14 protein-coding genes are annotated in these 17,653 nt (G+C 64.5%); 7 read left to right on the forward strand and 7 right to left on the reverse strand.

What is annotated here, in order from left to right:
* Positions 1–23: 23 nt before the first annotated feature.
* Both ABIB80_RS29625 and tcuB read left to right on the forward strand, forming a co-directional pair.
* Positions 24–1,052 (forward strand): alpha/beta hydrolase, encoded by a 1,029-nt coding sequence (locus tag ABIB80_RS29625; RefSeq protein WP_007600682.1) that lies wholly within the window; start codon positions 24–26, stop codon positions 1,050–1,052.
* A gap of 4 nt (positions 1,053–1,056) precedes the next feature.
* Positions 1,057–2,163, forward strand: coding sequence for a tricarballylate utilization 4Fe-4S protein TcuB (gene tcuB / locus ABIB80_RS29630; protein WP_007600684.1), 1,107 nt, complete (start codon positions 1,057–1,059; stop codon positions 2,161–2,163).
* 1 nt (position 2,164) lies between these two features.
* Here the strand turns inward: tcuB and ABIB80_RS29635 are convergent, their stop codons facing one another.
* Positions 2,165–2,839: an esterase/lipase family protein gene (locus ABIB80_RS29635; RefSeq protein WP_007600685.1), complete on the reverse strand. Its 675-nt coding sequence runs from the start codon at positions 2,837–2,839 to the stop codon at positions 2,165–2,167.
* 5 nt (positions 2,840–2,844) lie between these two features.
* On the reverse strand, positions 2,845–6,249 hold the full coding sequence (locus tag ABIB80_RS29640; protein WP_354128872.1) for an acyl-[ACP]--phospholipid O-acyltransferase: 3,405 nt from the start codon (positions 6,247–6,249) through the stop codon (positions 2,845–2,847).
* A gap of 534 nt (positions 6,250–6,783) precedes the next feature.
* Here ABIB80_RS29640 and ABIB80_RS29645 point away from each other — a divergent pair.
* A complete protein-coding gene (locus ABIB80_RS29645) occupies positions 6,784–7,404 on the forward strand; it encodes a TetR/AcrR family transcriptional regulator (RefSeq protein ID WP_007600688.1) in 621 nt (206 codons plus the stop codon).
* Positions 7,405–7,418: 14 nt separating this feature from the next.
* Here the strand turns inward: ABIB80_RS29645 and ABIB80_RS29650 are convergent, their stop codons facing one another.
* The 4 genes from ABIB80_RS29650 to ABIB80_RS29665 form a co-directional block, all read right to left on the reverse strand.
* On the reverse strand, positions 7,419–8,726 hold the full coding sequence (locus ABIB80_RS29650; RefSeq protein ID WP_007600691.1) for a GGDEF domain-containing protein: 1,308 nt from the start codon (positions 8,724–8,726) through the stop codon (positions 7,419–7,421).
* Positions 8,727–8,971: 245 nt separating this feature from the next.
* Positions 8,972–10,276, reverse strand: a complete 1,305-nt coding sequence (pncB, locus tag ABIB80_RS29655) for a nicotinate phosphoribosyltransferase (RefSeq protein WP_007600693.1) — start codon at positions 10,274–10,276, stop codon at positions 8,972–8,974.
* A 687-nt stretch (positions 10,277–10,963) separates the two neighbouring features.
* Positions 10,964–11,806 carry an AAA family ATPase gene (locus ABIB80_RS29660; protein ID WP_007600695.1) on the reverse strand — a complete coding sequence of 281 codons (843 nt, stop codon included), beginning with the start codon at positions 11,804–11,806 and terminating at the stop codon, positions 10,964–10,966.
* Between the two features lie 92 nt (positions 11,807–11,898).
* Positions 11,899–12,144, reverse strand: a complete 246-nt coding sequence (locus ABIB80_RS29665; RefSeq protein ID WP_007600697.1) for a GlsB/YeaQ/YmgE family stress response membrane protein — start codon at positions 12,142–12,144, stop codon at positions 11,899–11,901.
* 123 nt (positions 12,145–12,267) lie between these two features.
* On the opposite strand from ABIB80_RS29665, the gene ABIB80_RS29670 reads away from it, so the two are divergent.
* The 3 genes from ABIB80_RS29670 to sseA all read left to right on the forward strand — a co-directional run bounded on the left by ABIB80_RS29670 (position 12,268) and on the right by sseA (position 15,154).
* The gene (locus ABIB80_RS29670) at positions 12,268–13,443 is read left to right on the forward strand and encodes a vWA domain-containing protein (protein WP_007600698.1); all 1,176 of its coding nucleotides are present in this window, start codon (positions 12,268–12,270) and stop codon (positions 13,441–13,443) included.
* Between the two features lie 217 nt (positions 13,444–13,660).
* A complete protein-coding gene (locus ABIB80_RS29675; protein WP_007600700.1) occupies positions 13,661–14,074 on the forward strand; it encodes a rhodanese-like domain-containing protein in 414 nt (137 codons plus the stop codon).
* A gap of 222 nt (positions 14,075–14,296) precedes the next feature.
* The gene (sseA, locus tag ABIB80_RS29680; RefSeq protein WP_007600701.1) at positions 14,297–15,154 is read left to right on the forward strand and encodes a 3-mercaptopyruvate sulfurtransferase; all 858 of its coding nucleotides are present in this window, start codon (positions 14,297–14,299) and stop codon (positions 15,152–15,154) included.
* A gap of 2 nt (positions 15,155–15,156) precedes the next feature.
* Here sseA and ABIB80_RS29685 read toward each other — a convergent pair whose 3' ends face one another.
* A complete protein-coding gene (locus ABIB80_RS29685) occupies positions 15,157–15,999 on the reverse strand; it encodes a hypothetical protein (RefSeq protein ID WP_007600702.1) in 843 nt (280 codons plus the stop codon).
* A gap of 322 nt (positions 16,000–16,321) precedes the next feature.
* On the opposite strand from ABIB80_RS29685, the gene ABIB80_RS29690 reads away from it, so the two are divergent.
* The gene (locus ABIB80_RS29690; protein WP_007600703.1) at positions 16,322–17,509 is read left to right on the forward strand and encodes a L,D-transpeptidase family protein; all 1,188 of its coding nucleotides are present in this window, start codon (positions 16,322–16,324) and stop codon (positions 17,507–17,509) included.
* The last annotated feature ends 144 nt before the right edge of the window (positions 17,510–17,653 follow it).

The raw sequence follows: 17,653 nt of genomic DNA on the forward strand, positions 1-17,653 counted from the left end.
AGAAAAGACACGAGGGAGGAACCATGTCACGCATTGCCATTGCCTCGATCGCGGCGCTGCTGATCGTCGGCCACGCCCACGCGGCCGAGCCGATCACGCTGCGAGACATGGGTTCGTTCCATGTCGGTGGGCGTCTTGTCGAAATCTCCGGCAAGCCGGTGAGGGAGGTCGTGTTCGCGCCCGGCGGAGTGCCGGCCAAGGTCGATCCCAACGGCACGTATCAGGTCGAGCAGATGTACGTGCAGTATTTCCTGCCGGCAAACGAGAAGGGTGCCTATCCTTTGCTGATGTGGCACGGCGGCGGATTGACCGGCGTCACCTACGAGACCACGCCTGACGGACGCGAAGGCTGGCTGAATTATTTTCTGCGCAAGGGGTGGGCGGTCTATAACTCCGACGCGGTAGAGCGCGGACGCGCGGGCTGGGCGCAGTACCCCGATATTTTCAAGAGCGAGCCGGTCTTCCTGACCACGGCCAATCCGTTCGAGCGTTTCCGCATCGGCGATGGACCGAACTCCTACGATCCCGATCCCGCCAAGCGAAAATTGTTGCCGGGCAACCAATTCCCCGTCGAGGGTTACGAGAATTTCGTCAAGCAGAACGTGCCCCGCTGGACCACGACCGACGATGCGACCATCGCCGCCTATATCGCCGAGATCGATCGCGTCGGCCCCTCGGTGCTGCTGTTCCACAGCCAAGCCGGCACCTTCGGCTTCAAGGTCGCGCAAGCCCGCCCCGACAAGGTGAAGGCGCTGATTGCGATCGAGCCGGCCGGCATCGGCGATCCCGCCAAAGCGGATGTGCTGAAGAACATTCCGACCCTCATCATCTACGGCGACTATATCGAGCGCGATTCGCGCTGGCCCAAGATCCGCGCCAACGGCATCGCCTTTGCGGACGCCGTCAAGGCGGCCGGGGGCAGCGTCGGCATCGTCGATCTCCCGCAGGCCGGCATCAAGGGCAATTCGCATATGGTGATGATGGACAAGAACAACCTCGAGGTCGCAGCCCTGATCCAGAAATGGCTCGAGAGCAAAGGCCTGACGAAGTAAAGCCATGCACGGAACCAAAATTCTGGACGAAGCCGACCGCCTGATGACGGTCTGCAATTCCTGCCGTTACTGCGAGGGTCTTTGCGCGGTATTTCCCGCCATGGAGATGCGTCGCGCCTTTTCCGACGGCGACCTCAATTATCTCGCCAATCTCTGCCATGGCTGCGGCGCCTGCTACGTCGACTGCCAGTTCTCGCCGCCGCACGAATTCAACGTCAACGTTCCGCAGACGCTGGCGATCGCGCGCGCGGAATCCTACGCGGCCTATGCCTGGCCACAGGCGCTGTCCGGTGTCTTCGCGCGTAACGGTCTCGTCATCAGCATCGTCGCCGCGCTCAGCATGGCCGCCTTCATCCTCGGCTTCGCGGCCCTGAACGACCGCACCGTGCTGTTCGGCGTGCACACCGGCCCCGGCGCTTTCTACAAGTTGATGCCGCACAACGCGATGGCGGCGTTGTTCAGCGCGGCCTTCCTTTATGCGATCTTCGCGCTGGTGATGAGCGTGCGCGCGTTCTGGCGGGATATCGGTCCACCGATCGGCGGCCGTCCGGACGGTGGCTCGATCTTTCAGGCGATGCGGGACGCTGGTGAGTTGCGCTATCTCCATGGTGGCGGCGTCGGCTGCTACAATGAGGATGACAAGCCGACCGACCGGCGCAAGCTTTTCCATCACCTGACCTTCTACGGCTTCCTGCTCTGCTTCGCCGCGACCTCGGTCGCCACGCTGTATCACTATCTGCTCGGGCGCGAGGCGCCGTATCCGTGGTGGGATCTGCCGGTGGTGCTCGGCACGCTCGGTGGCATCGGTCTGATCATCGGGCCGATCGGCCTGTTCGTCGCCAAGATGCGGCGCGATCCGGCGCTGCTCGACGAGCAGCGCTATGGCATGGATGTCGGCTTTATCGCCATGTTGTTCCTCACCGGCTTCACCGGCATGCTGCTTCTGATTCTGCGCGAGACTGCAGCCATGGGGCCGCTGCTGACGCTGCATTTGGGTGCAGTGTTCGCGCTGTTCGTCACCATGCCGTACGGCAAGTTCGTGCACGGCATCTATCGCTTCGCGGCACTGGTGCGTTACGCGCAGGAGCGACGCAGCGATGCCGGTTCTTGATTCAGATGGTGCGGAAGCGGCCATCGCGCAGGAAAGCGATGGTCTGTTCGATGGCGGCGGCGTGACGCGGAAGTCCGGTATGGGACGCCTTCACGACGATATGGTCGGCCATGCCGGCGACCATCGCGCTTTGCACTGAGACCCGTCCGTCATTTGGCTTCGGCAGAACCAAGAGGCCGGCGACGGGATCGATGAAGCGGTTTCCCGCGATCACGCCGACGGGATAGTCCACCGCGGGCAGGGCGTCAGACCGGGGCGTGGACGTGGTGGTGAGCTCGAGTCCGGCGGGTCCGTAGAATGCGCTGTAGAGGCGATATCCGCTCAGGAGATCGGCGACCTCGCTGCCGCCGTTTGGCGTGCCCAGCATCACCACGCCGGCAAGCCGGTCCGGACGATATTTCGCGATATAGGCGCGCGTCACCAGACCGCCCATCGAATGCGCGACGAAATGCAGCGGCGCCTCACGCTCGGCGAAGCGGGCGACTTCCAGGTGAATATCGTCCGCGAGCGCCGTGATCGTCTTGCGGCGGCTGGCATAGTCGATGTTGAGCGTTGCAAAGCCGCTGGCCCGGAGCGCCCGTTCCAGTCTGATCAGGGACGCCGAGGTGCGCGCGATGCCGTGAAGCAGAACCACTCCAGGGCATCGCGCCTCGCTTGATTGAGACGCCTCGTGCATCTCTCTTACGCCACCTCGCGCTCCGGCGCGGATGCCTGCTCGCGGGCCATCGTCGTTGCGGTGACGTAGTCGGTCTTGCCGGTGCCGAGCAATGGCACCTTGTCGACCACCATGATCGCTGCGGGAACGGTCAGCTCGGACGCGCCGATCGTCTTTGCGTGGCCCTGCATGGCGCTACGCTCGGCGTTCTTTTCCGTCGTCAGCAGCACGATGCGCTCGCCCTTGCGCGGGTCCGGGATCGACACGGCGACCGATGCGGCCTGCGGCCACAGCGTCGTCGCGATGTTCTCGACCGCCGACAGCGAGACCATTTCGCCGGCGATCTTGGCAAAGCGCTTGGCGCGTCCCTTGATGGTGATGAAGCCGGCCGGGTCGATCGCGACGATGTCGCCGGTGTCGTGCCAACCCTCGGCGAGCGGTTCGAGAACGCCCGGATTTTCGGCCCGCAAGTATCCGAGCATCACGTTCGGTCCGCGCACCGACAGGCGTCCACCTTCCTCGATGCCGGGGACGGGGTCGAGGCGGCTTTCCATCAGCGGCGACAGGCGGCCGACCGTGCCGGGACGATTGGCCATGGGCGTGTTCATCGCCAGCACCGGCGCGGTCTCGGTGACGCCATAGCCTTCGAGGATGCGGATGCCGTAGCGCTCCATGAAGACCTGCCGGGTGCGATCCTTGACCGCCTCGGCGCCGGCGATCACCAGGCGCAGCGTACGGAAGTCGTAGGCATGCGCCGAGCGGGCGTAGCCGGTGAGGAACGTGTCGGTGCCGAACAGGATCGTGGCGCCGGTCTGGTAGATAAGCTCGGGCACGATCCGATAGTGCAGCGGCGAGGGGTACATGTAGATCGGAATGCCCGCGAGCAGCGGCATCATCATTCCGCCTGTAAGCCCAAACGAGTGGAACACCGGCAGCACGTTGAACACCTTGTCATTGGCGTTGGCATCGACCCGCGCCAGCGCCTGTGCAGCGTTCGCAAGGATATTGCGGTGGGACAGCACGACGCCCTTGGGCGTGCCTTCCGAGCCCGACGTGAACAGCACGACGGCCGGATCGCTCGCCTGGCGGACGACGCGCGGCGCAGTGCCGGCGAGCAGGCCCTTGATCTTGTCGGCCGCGCCGATCGAGGCGCGGACATCCTCGAGATAGACGACGCGAACTTCCGCGGAGATTGCCGCCATCAGCTTGTCGAGCTTGCCCTTCTCGATGAAAGCTTTCGACGTCAGCACGGTCTTGACCTGTGCGGCTTTCATGGCGGCGAGCACGTTGACCGGGCCGGCCGAGAAGTTCAGCATCGCCGGCACCCGGCCGATATTTTGCAGCGCCATGAAGACGACGGCAACGCCTGCGGAATTCGGCAGCAGCACGCCGACATTCTCACCGACAGCGGTGCCGTTCTCCAGCTTGCGGCTCAAGACCTGGGCGCCCAGGATCAGCTTGCGATAGGTCAGCTTGGTGCCGAGCGCGTCCTCGACGATGACCTTGCCGGTGTCGCGGTCGCGATAGGCGTGTCCGAGCGCTTCGAAGAGAGTGTGATCGAGCATGGCGTTCTTCACCATCGCGTCGATCATCACGTCCTGAAGTGCTGCGCCCGCGGCATTGCGGCGCGTCTTGCCCTTGAGCGACGGATCGACCGGCAGCTTAACCGGCGGCAGGATGGTGACGGTCACCCGCGGAAACCACGTGCGCTTGATCTGGCTGCCGTTGAGATAGCTGAGATGCGAGCGTTGGGCGCCTTCGATGCGGATCGGGACGACGACCGCGTCGGCCTTGTCCGCGATCATCGCGGTGCCGTCATAGACCTTCATCAGCGAGCCGGAGACGGTGATGCGTCCCTCCGGGAAGATCACCACCGGCTCTCCGGCGGCGACGAGCTTGATGAGGTCGCGCGCGGCCAGCGGCTTGCTGGGGTCCATGGTGTAGTGCTTGACCACCCGCAGGAACGGCTTGGCCCACCAGGCCTTGGCGATGCCGGTATCAACCGCGAAGCTCGCGTCGATCGGCAGCACGGCGTGCAGCAGCGGGCCGTCGATCAGGCTGACATGGTTGGGCGCGATCAGCATGCGCGTGCCAGCAGGCGGCAGGTTCTCCAGCCCGCGGACCTCGGTGCGGAACAGCGCGCGGAACAGCAGCCCGCCAAAGTCGCGAACGCCTTCCTTGCCCCACTTCGTCAGCACGAACCAGACTGCGCCGAAGCTGGCGACGCCGAGGCCGAAGAAAATCCAGCCGATGTGCAATCCGCCGGCCTGCAACAGCGCGACGAACAGCGAGCCGGCTACCATGAAGGCGGCCTGCAGCACGTTTCCGGCGGCGATGATGCGGGCGCGCTCGGAGGGGGCGGACCAGGCCTGGACGGCGGCGAAGGAAGGCACGACGAACAGCCCGCCGCCGAATGCGAAGGCGACGAAATCGACCAGCATGCGCAGGCCCGCGAACGAGGTCGCGAAGTCGGCGGCGGTGATGTCCTGGCCCTTGGCGGTCACGCCGATCGCCCAGGCGAGGTCGAGGCCGGCAAACCCCATCATGATGGCGCCGATCGGCACCAGCGCGAGGTTCGGGCGAACATGGCTCAGATTCGCGGCGAACAGCGAGCCGATGGCAATGCCGATTGCGAAGATCGCGAGACACAACGTCACCACGCCCTCGGTGCCACCGATGACCTCCTTGACCAGCGCCGGCAGCAGCGAGAGCACGATGGCGCCCACCAGCCAGAACCAGGAGACGATCACGGTGCCGTCCCACAGCCGATGGTCGGCGTGCAAGGTCTTCAACAGGCCGAGCGTCGAGGTCCAGGGATTGCCGTTGACCGGCAGATCGGGTGCGGACTGCGTCGTCGCGGGAATGCGGGAGGCGAAGGCCCAGGACAGCAGGGCCAGCACGACCACGGCCGATGCGACCCAGCCCATATGCGCGGAGCCGGCCACGAACTGGCCGCCGGCAACGGTGCCGAGCAGGATGGCCATGAAGGTCGCGCCTTCGACCAGCGCGTTGCCGGTCGCGAGCTCGCCGAGCTCGAGCTGGTCCGGCAGCATCGAATATTTCACGGGACCGAACAGCGCGGCGATGACGCCGAACAGTGCGAGCGCTGCGAACAGCAGCGGCACCGAGTGCAGGAAGAAACCGGCCGCGGCAAAGCCCGCGGCAAAGATCTCGGCGAATTTGAGCCGCCTTGCGACGACGGATTTGACATATTTGTCGGCGAGCTGGCCGCCGAGCCCGGACAGGATGAAGTAGGGGAAGATGAAGACGGCGCCCGCGACCGTCACCAGCGCATCTCCGTGGCCGGTCGCGGCACTGTAAAGCAGGATGATGACGAGTGCGTTCTTGAGCACGTTGTCGTTCAGCGCCGAGAAGAATTGCGCCCAGAACAGCGGCGCGAAGCGGCGTGACGACATCAAATCCCTGATCATGACTAGTCCTGTTTTGGAAACGCTGTCTGAGGTTGTTTCATTGTCCGATGGGCGTCGGGACCGGAGGAGATGCGACGGGCATTTGCGGGTTGACGACGATCGTCCCCGGCCTGCTCTACGCCTTTGCCTTCCGATCCTGTTGGTCTCCGCGTGGCGACATTTGGTTCGCAAATGGTTGGTCGCGGCTCTATCACGCTCCGGCAAGGAGGCGTGCGCGCCTCAGGTGAGATGGGCGAGGCGGCGAAAGGGCGAGAGGCGGCCGAGCAGGTTAAAGCGGCGGCCCTCACGACGAACGCGGCGGTTGGCCCGCCACATCCGGAAGGTCGCGCGGCGCTCGGTCAGGACGCCGGCAATGTCGCAGGCATTTGCGATGCGATCGATCGGCCCCATTGCGAGCCGCAGGAGGGCGCGGCCAAATCCGGTCACGAGAGCTGTGGCGTCATCGACGAAGGTGGAGGCGATATCAACAGCGAGGGTTTGCATTTTGAAGGTCTCCCGACTAACTTGAACATTGTTCAGATGAGTAGCCTGAAAATGAACAATGTTCAAGACGAATCGTTGCGAGACCGAAAAAAATCTCGACGGCGGCAGCAGATCGTGGAGATCGCTCGCAGCATTATTGCCACTAAAGGGCTGAAATCGTTGAAAGTCCGGGACGTCGCTGACGCCGCCGGCTGCTCGGTTGGAAGTGTCTATAACGAGTTCGGCGACTTCGACGGCGTAATCCTGACCGTGAATCGGGAGACCGTTAATGCCCTAACGGTGCGGCTGGGCCAAGTTCCAGCCGAGGATCCGGTTCGCCAGCTCTATGGGCTGGCTGCGACCTACCTCGAATTCTTCGCGGAGCACGCCAATCTGCTGCGCTCGCTGTTCGAACATCGGATGGAGGACGACCGCCCTTACCCCGATGACATCCTTCAGATGGTGATGGAGGCCTTCGCGCTGATGCATGCGCCCCTGGTGCGGCTGCTTCCGAAGGCAGACGACGTGCAGATCGCGCTGCTGTCACGCACACTGTTTTCCGCCGTGCACGGGATCATCTCGCTCGGCCTCGAAGAGCGCATGGTGGCCGTACCGCCGCAGATGCTGCGCCAGCAGGTCGAACAATTTCTGGATGCGCATCTCGCGGGGCTCGGGATTCTGCCAATGCGATAACGTGCTGAGCGCTGCTATGCGCTGGCGGCCTTGCGCTGCCGCGAGGTGACGACGACGACGTCCGTCGTCCCGTTGTCGACCTGAACACGGTTGCGTCCGTTCTCCTTGGCGCGATAGCAGGCGGCATCCGCGCGCCGCATCGCGTCCTCGAGCGTGGCGTTGCCGTCGGTGATGCAGGCAACGCCGATACTGGCCGTCACTGCAAAGCAACGATCGTCCCAGGCGAAGACGGATAGCTCGAGCGACCGGCGCAGCCGTTCGGCGATATCCACGGCGTCGTACGGCGTGCATCGGGGAAGGATTAAGCCGAATTCGTCACCGCCGAGCCGGGCCACCAGGTCATGCGGCCGCCGCTCCTGTAGCAGGAGGCGCGAAATCTGGCGGAGCAGACGGTCGCCGGCGAGGTGACCGCAACTGTCGTTGACGTCCTTGAACTGGTCGAGATCGAGCAGGATCAGGCCCACCGAACCCGCCGCGGTGTCGTCCAACTCGCTTTGCAGGCGGGCCTCGAAGGCGCGACGGTTGGACAGGCCGGTCAGCCAGTCGTGCGACGCCTGCCAGGCCAGGCGCTCTTTCTCGGCATGCAGGGCATCCTCGAACGCCTGTCGTTGCAGCACCAATCGCCGCGTGTGCCAGATCAGGAGCAGGATCAGCGTCGCGGCTGTGACGATATTGACGCCAGTCAGCGTCATCTTGATGGCGCGCGAGCCTTCACCGAGAACGGTGGAGAACCGCTTGGCGTGCACCGTGAACTGAGTGTTGAGCTCCGACAGCCGCGACGACAACAATTGCCGGCGCTTGCCGTCCTGAACCGGCCCGTTCTTCGACTCTGACCGGATGACCTCGCCGAACACGCTCAGCTCCAGCAGCATGGGGTCGGTGGCAGCCCACTCACGGATCGCTTCCTTGAGAAAGCTGACCTGTTTGAAGTAGCGAAACAGCCATATCAGTCCCGGCACGTCATCGGGATGGTTGCCGCCTTGCAGGAAGCCGATGCGAGCGGCCTCGACGTCGACCGGATCGCGCTCGAGCGCCCAGCGCGCGAACTCGTCGCCGATGGGAACGGCCAGCGAGGTCTGATATTGCGCAAACTGGCTGGCGTCGCCCGAATGCAGATAGAGATTGAGGAAATAGACGGCGTTCTTCTGCGAGCGCGACCATAGCGCTTCGCCCGCGACATAGGCGCGGACCGAGGACATAACCTCCAGGCTGAATCCGGCGATCGCCGCCTGCAGCAGAACGACCGTGACGAAAGGCGAGACGAGTTTGACGACGTGAAGGAAGTTGCGTCCCTTCGTTGACGGCGCTGTTCTGCGAAACACGTTGCGTTTCCCCAAGTCGCTCAACGACCCCAGCGGAGCGATCCGCTCATAACGCGGATTACGCGCGAAAGGTGCTTAACTCGACTTGAAAATGCCGGGAGACTGCGTCGCAGGGTGAAGGCGTTGTGAAGCGGATGCTGGCAGATCGTTGCAAATGCCGTCGAACCGGAACTGACGCGACATCGGCGAGCCGATGTCGCGCATTCGCCCCAAGTGGTTTACCCGATGGAGAGATTGCCCTGCCGCTAGACCAGCACCGGCTTGCGCACGCGGCCGGCGTCGCCGAAGACGCGCAAATAGCGCTCGATCTCCGAAGGCAGGCCGGTCGCCTTCTCGGGATTGTCGGAGAGCTTGACGGCCGGATGTCCGTCGACCGATGACACCTTGCAGACCAGCGAAATCGGATCGAGATTGAACGATCCGTCCGGCGTGCAGCCGACGAAATCATTGGTGAGATTGGTGCCCCAGCCGAACGAGAGCCGCACCCGGCCGGTGAAGTGGTGGTAGGTCTCCTCGATCGAGCCAACGTCCATCGCGTCGGAGAACACCAGCAGCTTGTCCCTGGGATTGCGGCCCTTCTGCTCCCACCATTTGATGATCTCCTCGCCGGCCTGGATCGGCGGCGCGCTGTCGGGGCGGAAGCCGGTCCAGTCTGCAACCCATTCCGGCGCATCGCGCAGGAACGCCTTGGTGCCAAAAGCGTCGGGCAGCGCGATCAGGAGGTTGCCGCCATAGGTCTGGCGCCACTGGTCGAGGATGCGATAGGGCGCCCAGCGCAATTCCTCGTCGTCCTTGGCGAGCGCCGCGGCGACCATCGGCAGTTCATGGGCATTGGTGCCGATGGCTTCGAGATCATTGTCCATCGCGAGCAGCACGTTGGAGGTGCCGATGAAGGACGGGCCCAGGCCTTCCTTCACGGCCTCCACGCACCAGCGCTGCCAAAGGAAGCCATGGCGGCGACGGGTGCCGAAATCGGAGAGCCGCAAGCCATCCAGTTTGCGCAGCCGCTCCACCTTGGTCCAAAGCTTGGCCTTGGCGCGGGCATAGAGCACGTCGAGCTCGAAGCGGCCGCGGCCCTTCATCGCTGCGCGCGAGCGCAATTCGTTGAGAATGGCGAGCGCAGGAATCTCCCACATCGTGGTATGGCTCCACGGCCCGTGGAAGTGCAGCTCGTACTGGCCTTCGACCTTGCGCAGCTCGTATTCGGGCAGCCGGAATTCGGCGAGCCAGCGGATGAAGTCCGCCGAGAACATGTGGGTCTTGCCGTAGAAAGTGTTACCGGCAAGCCAGATCAGCTCTTTCTTGGTGAAGCGGATGGTGCGGGCGTGGTCGAGCTGGGCGCGCAGCTCGCCCTCGTCGATGATTTCGGCGAGCCGCACATGGCGCGATCGGTTGATGACCGAGAATGTCACCTGCTGATGCGGGTAAGATTCCCGAATCATTTGCAACATCAATAGTTTGTAGAAGTCGGTATCAAGCAGGCTGCGGATGATGGGATCCAGCCGCCAGCTGTGATTATAGGTTCGGCTCGCAATGTCGGTCACTGTCATGGGGGAATTCTAGCGTGGCTCCCGGTGCGCAACCAGTGGATTTGGCGAAGGGCAGGTCACCGCCGAGCATCCGGTTGCGCGAGGGCGGCTCGAAATCGCCCAGAGATCCCGTTCGCGTACCGGTCTGCGGATGGCCGGGTGGCCTACCTGGCCTCGGACCTCCCGCGAGCGTGACGCGGGGGCCGTGCCGATCGTTGCCCGTGTTGAGCGTATTCGCGATTGGAACGAGGAGAGAAAGGACCGACGGCGTTACCGAGAACAGGTTCGACGAACTGGTCGCCGACCGTTGCCGGCCGAGGAGCAGGGCGGCGTCGCCGGCATATCGAACGACCATTTGCCGGCAAATGGGAACGGGCCTTCGACACCGATGAGTGGTCCGGCGCCAAGGAAGCTCGCGCGCGTATCGCGCAATGTCGAGAGCGTTGTGGAAAAGCTGGTGATCGCCGGAAAGCCAGGCAACGCAACACCAGGGCTCGTCGCAGCCCGGACGTCCGAGCTTGAGCTCCGGGTGACGAATTCGGCAACGCGAAGGCTTGCGGCATATGCCCGCGACGGATTTCTGGCCCGTTGCGAAACAGCAGCGATCGCCAGGACTACGGAATTGTCCTGCTGTGATCGGGCCCCCGGTCCTGGCAGGTTCGCTCGTCGCGCGTTCGCCTTGCGATTGCGAGCGTGCAGAGCCGTTGTCTACACTTCCCGTCGGCTCAGAAACGCCAGCCGCTCGAACAGATGCACGTCCTGCTCGTTCTTGAGCAGCGCACCGTGCAGCGGCGGGATCAGCTTGCGCGGATCGCGTTCGCGCAACTGCTCGACGCTCATGTCTTCGTTGAGCAGCAGCTTGAGCCAGTCGAGCAGCTCCGAGGTCGACGGCTTCTTCTTCAACCCGGGCACTTCGCGGACCTCGAAGAAGATGCGCAGGGCTTCCTCGACCAGCCGCTTCTTGATGCCGGGGAAGTGGACATCGACGATCCGGGTCATGGTATCGGCATCGGGGAACTTGATGTAGTGGAAGAAGCAGCGGCGCAGGAACGCGTCCGGCAGCTCCTTCTCGTTGTTGGAGGTGATCATCATGATCGGGCGCTGCTTGGCCTTGATCGTCTCGCCGGTCTCGTAGACATGGAATTCCATGCGGTCGAGCTCGAGCAAGAGATCGTTCGGGAATTCGATATCGGCCTTGTCGATCTCGTCGATCAGCAGCACCGGGCGCTGCTCGGCGGTGAAGGCATCCCACAGCTTGCCGCGCTTGATGTAGTTCTTGATGTCGGACACGCGCGCATCGCCGAGCTGGCTGTCGCGCAGGCGCGACACCGCGTCGTATTCGTAGAGGCCTTGCTGTGCCTTGGTGGTGGACTTGATGTGCCAGGTCAGAAGCGGGGCGTTCAGCGCCTTCGCCACTTCCTCCGCCAGCACCGTCTTGCCGGTGCCGGGCTCGCCCTTGATGAGCAGCGGGCGCTCCAGCACGATCGAGGCATTGACCGCGACCTTGAGATCGTCGGTCGCAACATAGTCCTTGGTGCCGGTAAATTTCATCGCGCGTCCTTGTTGGTCGTCGTCCCGGCATTGCCCCGGTCGCGACATGGGAACGGCCGCGCGTGGCGGCCGTTCCTGGTTCGGTCAGGCTTTCAGACCCGTTTTATCAGCGAAAGGATGACGAGCACAATCACCGCGCCGATCGTGGCATCCACGATGGCTCCGACCGTGCCCGTTGCGAGCTGGATGTGCAGCTGAGGCAGAATCCAGCCGGCCACGAGTGCACCGATGATGCCGACGACGATGTTGCCGATCAGCCCAAATCCCGCCCCGTGGACAATCTTGCCGGCAAGCCAGCCTGCGATCGCGCCAATGATGAGCGCTGCGAGAATTCCCATTGCAAACGTCCCCAAAACAACCCCGTGAGACCGCCAATTCTAGAGCAAAAAGCCTCCCGGTCCAGCGCAGAGCAGTGGCCTCCGCCCCTTGACGTTCGCCCCCCGACGGGCAATCTGTCACCCATGTTCCTGCAATTCTTCACTTCTCTGCGCGATGCGCAGGTCCCCGTGACGCTGCGCGAATACCTCACGCTGATGGAGGCGCTCGATGCTGATCTGTCGGACTATTCGGTCGAGAATTTCTATTATCTGTCGCGCACCTCGCTGGTGAAGGACGAGCGCAACCTCGACAAGTTCGATCGCGTCTTCGGCACCGTGTTCAAGGGACTGGAAAGCCTGCTCGACGCCATGGAGGGGGCCGAGATCCCCGAGGAATGGCTGAAGAAGCTCGCCGAGAAATACCTGACCGACGACGAGAAGAAGCAGATCGAGGCCATGGGCTGGGACAAGCTCATGGAGACCCTGAAGAAGCGCCTCGAGGAGCAGAAGGGCCGCCATCAGGGCGGCTCGAAATGGATCGGCACGGCGGGCACCTCGCCGTTCGGCGCCCATGGCTACAATCCCGAAGGCATACGCATCGGCCAGCACAAGAACCGCAACAACCGCGCCGTGAAGGTGTGGGACAAGCGCGAGTTCAAAGACCTCGACGGCAATGTCGAGCTCGGCATCCGCAACATCAAGGTGGCGCTGCGGCGCCTGCGCAAATTCGCGCGCACCGGCGCGCCTGATGAACTCGACCTCGACACCACCATCCGCGAAACCGCCAATCACGGCTATCTCGACGTGCACATGCGGCCCGAGCGCCGCAACGCGGTGAAGCTGCTGGTGTTCTTCGACATCGGCGGCTCGATGGACGCGCATATCGAGCAGGTGGAGGAGTTGTTCTCGGCGGCGAAGAGCGAGTTCAAGCACATGGAATATTTCTACTTCCACAACTGCCTCTATGAAGGCGTGTGGAAGCAGAACAAGCGCCGCTTCACCGACCGCACCCCGACCTGGGACGTGCTGCACAAATACCCGCACGACTACAAGATCGTGTTCGTCGGTGACGCCTCGATGTCGCCTTACGAGATCATGGTACCCGGCGGCTCGGTCGAGCACGTCAACGAGGAGCCCGGCTCGGTCTGGCTCGACCGCATCATCCGCACCTATCCGCATGCGGTGTGGCTCAACCCTGTGCAGCAGAAGCATTGGGACTATTCGGAATCCACCACCATCATCAAACGCATCTTCGCCAACCGCATGTATCCGATCACGATCGAGGGGCTCGAGGGTGCGATGAAGGAATTGACGCACTAGCTGATGACGAGGCGCTCCATCGGCGATGGGATCGCGCTCCCTCCCCCGCTTGCGGGGGAGGGTCGGGAAGAGGGTCTCTCCACGGGCGACGCTCCCCTAGAGGAGAGAGCCCTCACCCGCGTCGCTTCGCTCCGCGACCTCTCCCGCAAGCGGGAGAGGTGACCACCGCCTCCGGCAGATCGCCTGGGATCGGCGACAGAACAAGAGGGAGAGCCACATGCCCCAGACCATCACCCGCGGCATCAAGGCGCTGATCGACGAGGCCAATGCCGAGATCGAGACGCTCACCGCCAAGGGCGCCATCGAGATCTCGAAGAACGGCGACGTCGTTATCGTCGATATCCGCGATCCCCGCGAGATCGAACGCGACGGCCGCATCCCCGGCGCGTTCGCCTGCACCCGTGGCATGCTCGAATTCTGGATCGATCCGCAGAGCCCTTATGCCAAGCCGGTGTTCCAGGAGGACAAGAAGTTCGTCTTCCATTGCGCCGGCGGCCTGCGCTCCGCGCTCGCCGCCAAGACCGCGCAGGACATGGGCCTCAAGCCCGTCGCCCACATCGCCGGCGGCTACGCCGCCTGGCGCGACGCCGGCGGGCCGGTGGAGCAATGGGAGCCGAAGAAGAAGGGGTGAGGGTCCTGCGCTGCCGCTCCAATTTTCGGCGTCATTCCCCGAAGGCGGGGAATCCAGTACGCCGCGGCCTATCGATTGAAGCACAATCGTCTCGGCGTACTGGATCGCCCGTTCCTAGTGCGCAATTGCGCACTGGCCGGGCGATGACAGCGGAATTTGCCGCGCGCCGTATCAAACTCTCTCGCGCTGCGCGCGCACCGTAATGACTGCAAGGAAAAGCCAATGACCACCCCCACCGATCCCCTCGTCTCCACCGAATGGCTCGCCGCCCACATCAACGATGCCAACGTCAAGGTGCTCGACGCCAGCTTCAAGCTGCCGGGCGTGCTGCCGCTGCCGAAGGACGATTACCTCGCCGCGCATCTGCCGGGCGCGTTGTTCTTCGACGTCGATGCGGTCTCGGACCATTCCAACCCGCTGCCGCACATGTATCCGAGCGCCGAGCAGTTCGGCCGCGACGTCGGCCAACTCGGCATCTCCAATGCCGATACTGTCGTGCTCTACGATGCCGGCGGCTGGGTCGCTGCTCCCCGCGCGTGGTGGATGTTCCTGGCCTTCGGCCACGGCAATGTGCGCATTCTCAATGGCGGCCTGAAGAAGTGGCGCGCCGAGGGGCGTCCGGTCGAAAGTGGCGAGGCGAAGCCGAAGCCCGCGACGTTCAAGGCGAGCTACGATTCCAAGCGCGTGCGTAGCATGCAGCAATTGATCGCCAACGTCGAAAGCCGTGTCGAGCAGGTGATCGACGCGCGCGCCGCCGACCGGTTCGAGGGCCGGGCGCCCGAGCCGCGCGCGGGCATTCGCTCCGGCCATATCCCGGGCGCTCGCAACGTGCCCTATAACCTGCTGTTCGACGCCGCGACCGGCACGATGAAGCCGCTCGATGATCTCCGCGCGGCCTTCGCGAACGCCGGCGTCAGGCTCGATGCGCCGATCGTGACGAGCTGCGGCTCCGGCGTCTCCGCCGGCGTGCTGACGCTGGCGCTCTATCGCCTCGGCATCACCGACACCGCGCTCTACGACGGCTCATGGTCAGAATGGGGCCAGGAAAAGGGACCGCCAATCGCAACGGGGCCGGCGTAACCCTACTGGCGTGCGCGCGCGGTCGTCGTTGCGGCGAGCGTGGGTTGCGGCTGCCCGAACGGATCGAGTTGCTGAACCGGCGGCGGCGGACGCCGGACAATGCGGCGGCGCTTCTTCACCCGGTGCGCCCGCGGCTTAGTCGCCTTGCTCTCCGGCGAACTGCTGTCGGCCTTAGCGTCGGCCTTGGCCTTCGCCGGCGGATCCTTCCAGGCCGTGGTCGCCAGGTTATTCAATGCGGCGAACTTCGCGCTCGCCATGTCGAACGTGGACGAAGCCGAGGCTGCGCTGGGGGCGGCAGGTGTTGGTTTGCTTGTGAGAGCGATCGAAACCGGCTTGGCCTCGGCGATGGATGCGCTGGCGTCGGCCGGAGTAAGCGTGTTGCTTGAGGCCGGCGCCGCGGCGTCCGTCGTCGTCTCGGCCTTGGCCTCGACATTGGCCGGTTCGGCCGGGACGTCAGCCGGAGCTGCAACGACCTGCGGCTGACCGTCGGTCTCGGTTGTCACCACGACGACCGGCTCGGGCTCGCTCATCGGCAGCGCGATGGTCGGGACTTGATCGCGCAGCGACGGCGTCGGATCGGTGGCCGCCTCCGGCTCGGCGCGGAGGACCGCGAGCACCGGCTGGGCCGGCTCGGGAGCTTGTGCAAACACCTGCTCCTGCGGACCATTCCGCCAGGAGGGGTTGCTGACATACTGCTCGTGGCTCGCCCGCAGCAGCGCGGCGGCGCCCAGGCCGAATACCAGGATGGAGGCTGACAGCAGGATCGCGGCAAACAGAAAGCGAAAGCCGGGAAGCATCGAGGGATTGCGAATTTCCGCCCCAGCGGCGAAGTGGCCAGGGCCCATGAGCCATCTGAACGCGGTGACTGTACTGCTTGCCGCGTTCGCCACGCGGGGGATCGAAGCTCAAAGCGGCGGCGAATCAGGCTGATTCGAACATACCGCAACGATTCCGCGCCGTTCCGTAAAAAACAGAGCCGGCTAGTCCAGCAATCTCGGGCGTGGGCTGATTTTCGTCCCGTGATGCAAGGAGGCAACGGTAGTCTTGCGGATCACAAATCGGCAAATCGGGCACAAATCCGCCTGTAATGTCTTGAATGTGCCGCTATCTTCCGTCATCTGGCCGTTAACGGTCCGGACGGGGCCCGGGGACTATACAAGAGCGATGATGATCAAACATTTTCTGACGATATGCGCTGCCGCAACAGTCGCTGCGGCGGGAACCTCGCTCGCGCAGGCCCAGAGCTATCCGGTCCAGCAGGCGCCGAGCTATGGCGCGCCGGCCGAATATCGGCCCGGCGACCGCGCGCCGAATTTCGACGCTATGGACGATGAAGACGATGCGATGCCGCAGGCAGCGCTGCCGCCGCCCGGCCCGGATCCGCGCTACGGCCGTCCGCCCGGCGCTCCCCCGGTGTATTCCGCCGCGCCGCCGCAGGGGCCGGTGATGTCGCCCGATGATCCCCGTTATGGCCGTCCCGCCGGCGCCCCCGTCTACTCGGCCGCGCCGCCGCAGGGTCCCGTGACATCACCCGACGATCCGCGCTACGGCCGCCCTGCCGGCCCGCCTGCGGTGATCTACGCCGATCGTCCGGCACAGGCGCCCGGCAGTGACGGCCTGCGTCCGCCCGAGGCAGTCGGTGGTCCCGGCGCGACCGGAACGGTCCAGGCCGGGCAGCCGCCCGTGGGTGCCGACGGCCGGCCGATGGCGATCGCCTCGCTCCCGCCCGAGGAGCAGCCTGACGCTGCTCCGGCGCAGCTGCCGCAGAATCTGCGCCGCCAGGAAGTCTCGCTGGCGACCAAGGAGCCGGCCGGAACGCTCATCGTCGATACCCCGAATACCTACCTCTATTACGTGCTCGGCAACGGTCGTGCGATCCGCTACGGCGTCCGCGTCGGCCGCGACGGTTTCACCTGGACGGGCGTGCAGAAGATCACCCGCAAGGCCGAGTGGCCGGATTGGCATCCGCCGACCGAGATGATCGAGCGACAGCCCTATCTGCCGCGCTTCATGGCCGGCGGTCCCGGCAATCCGCTCGGCGCCCGCGCGATGTATCTCGGCTCGACCGTCTACCGCATCCACGGCACCAACCAGCCCTCGACCATCGGCAAGTTCGTGTCCTCCGGCTGCATCGGCATGCTGAACGAGGACGTCTCCGACCTGTTCGATCGCGTCAAGGTCGGCACCCGCGTGGTCGTGATGCCGGGTGGTCCGCCGCCGGGAACTGCGACCGCATCCGCCGCGCCCGTGCCCGGCGCTGCCGGCCCCGCTCCGATGGCCGCGCAGGCCGGCCCGGTCGGAGGCACCCAGCCGACAGTGGTGCCGCCGCTGCCCGCACCGGTCACCGTGCGCTGAATCGGCCTCGCAAGAATTGATCTGATGACGGGGGGGGGGGGGGGGGGGGGGGCCCGCCCCAAGTAATTGTTGGAGCGCGCCGCGAACGCAATCTAGTATGAAGACTGCGCCCCCCCCACATGATAAGGGCCGGTGGGTTAAGTA

The organism is Bradyrhizobium sp. i1.15.2, from assembly GCF_040548425.1.
GTDB classification, from domain to species: Bacteria; Pseudomonadota; Alphaproteobacteria; order Rhizobiales; family Xanthobacteraceae; genus Bradyrhizobium; species Bradyrhizobium canariense.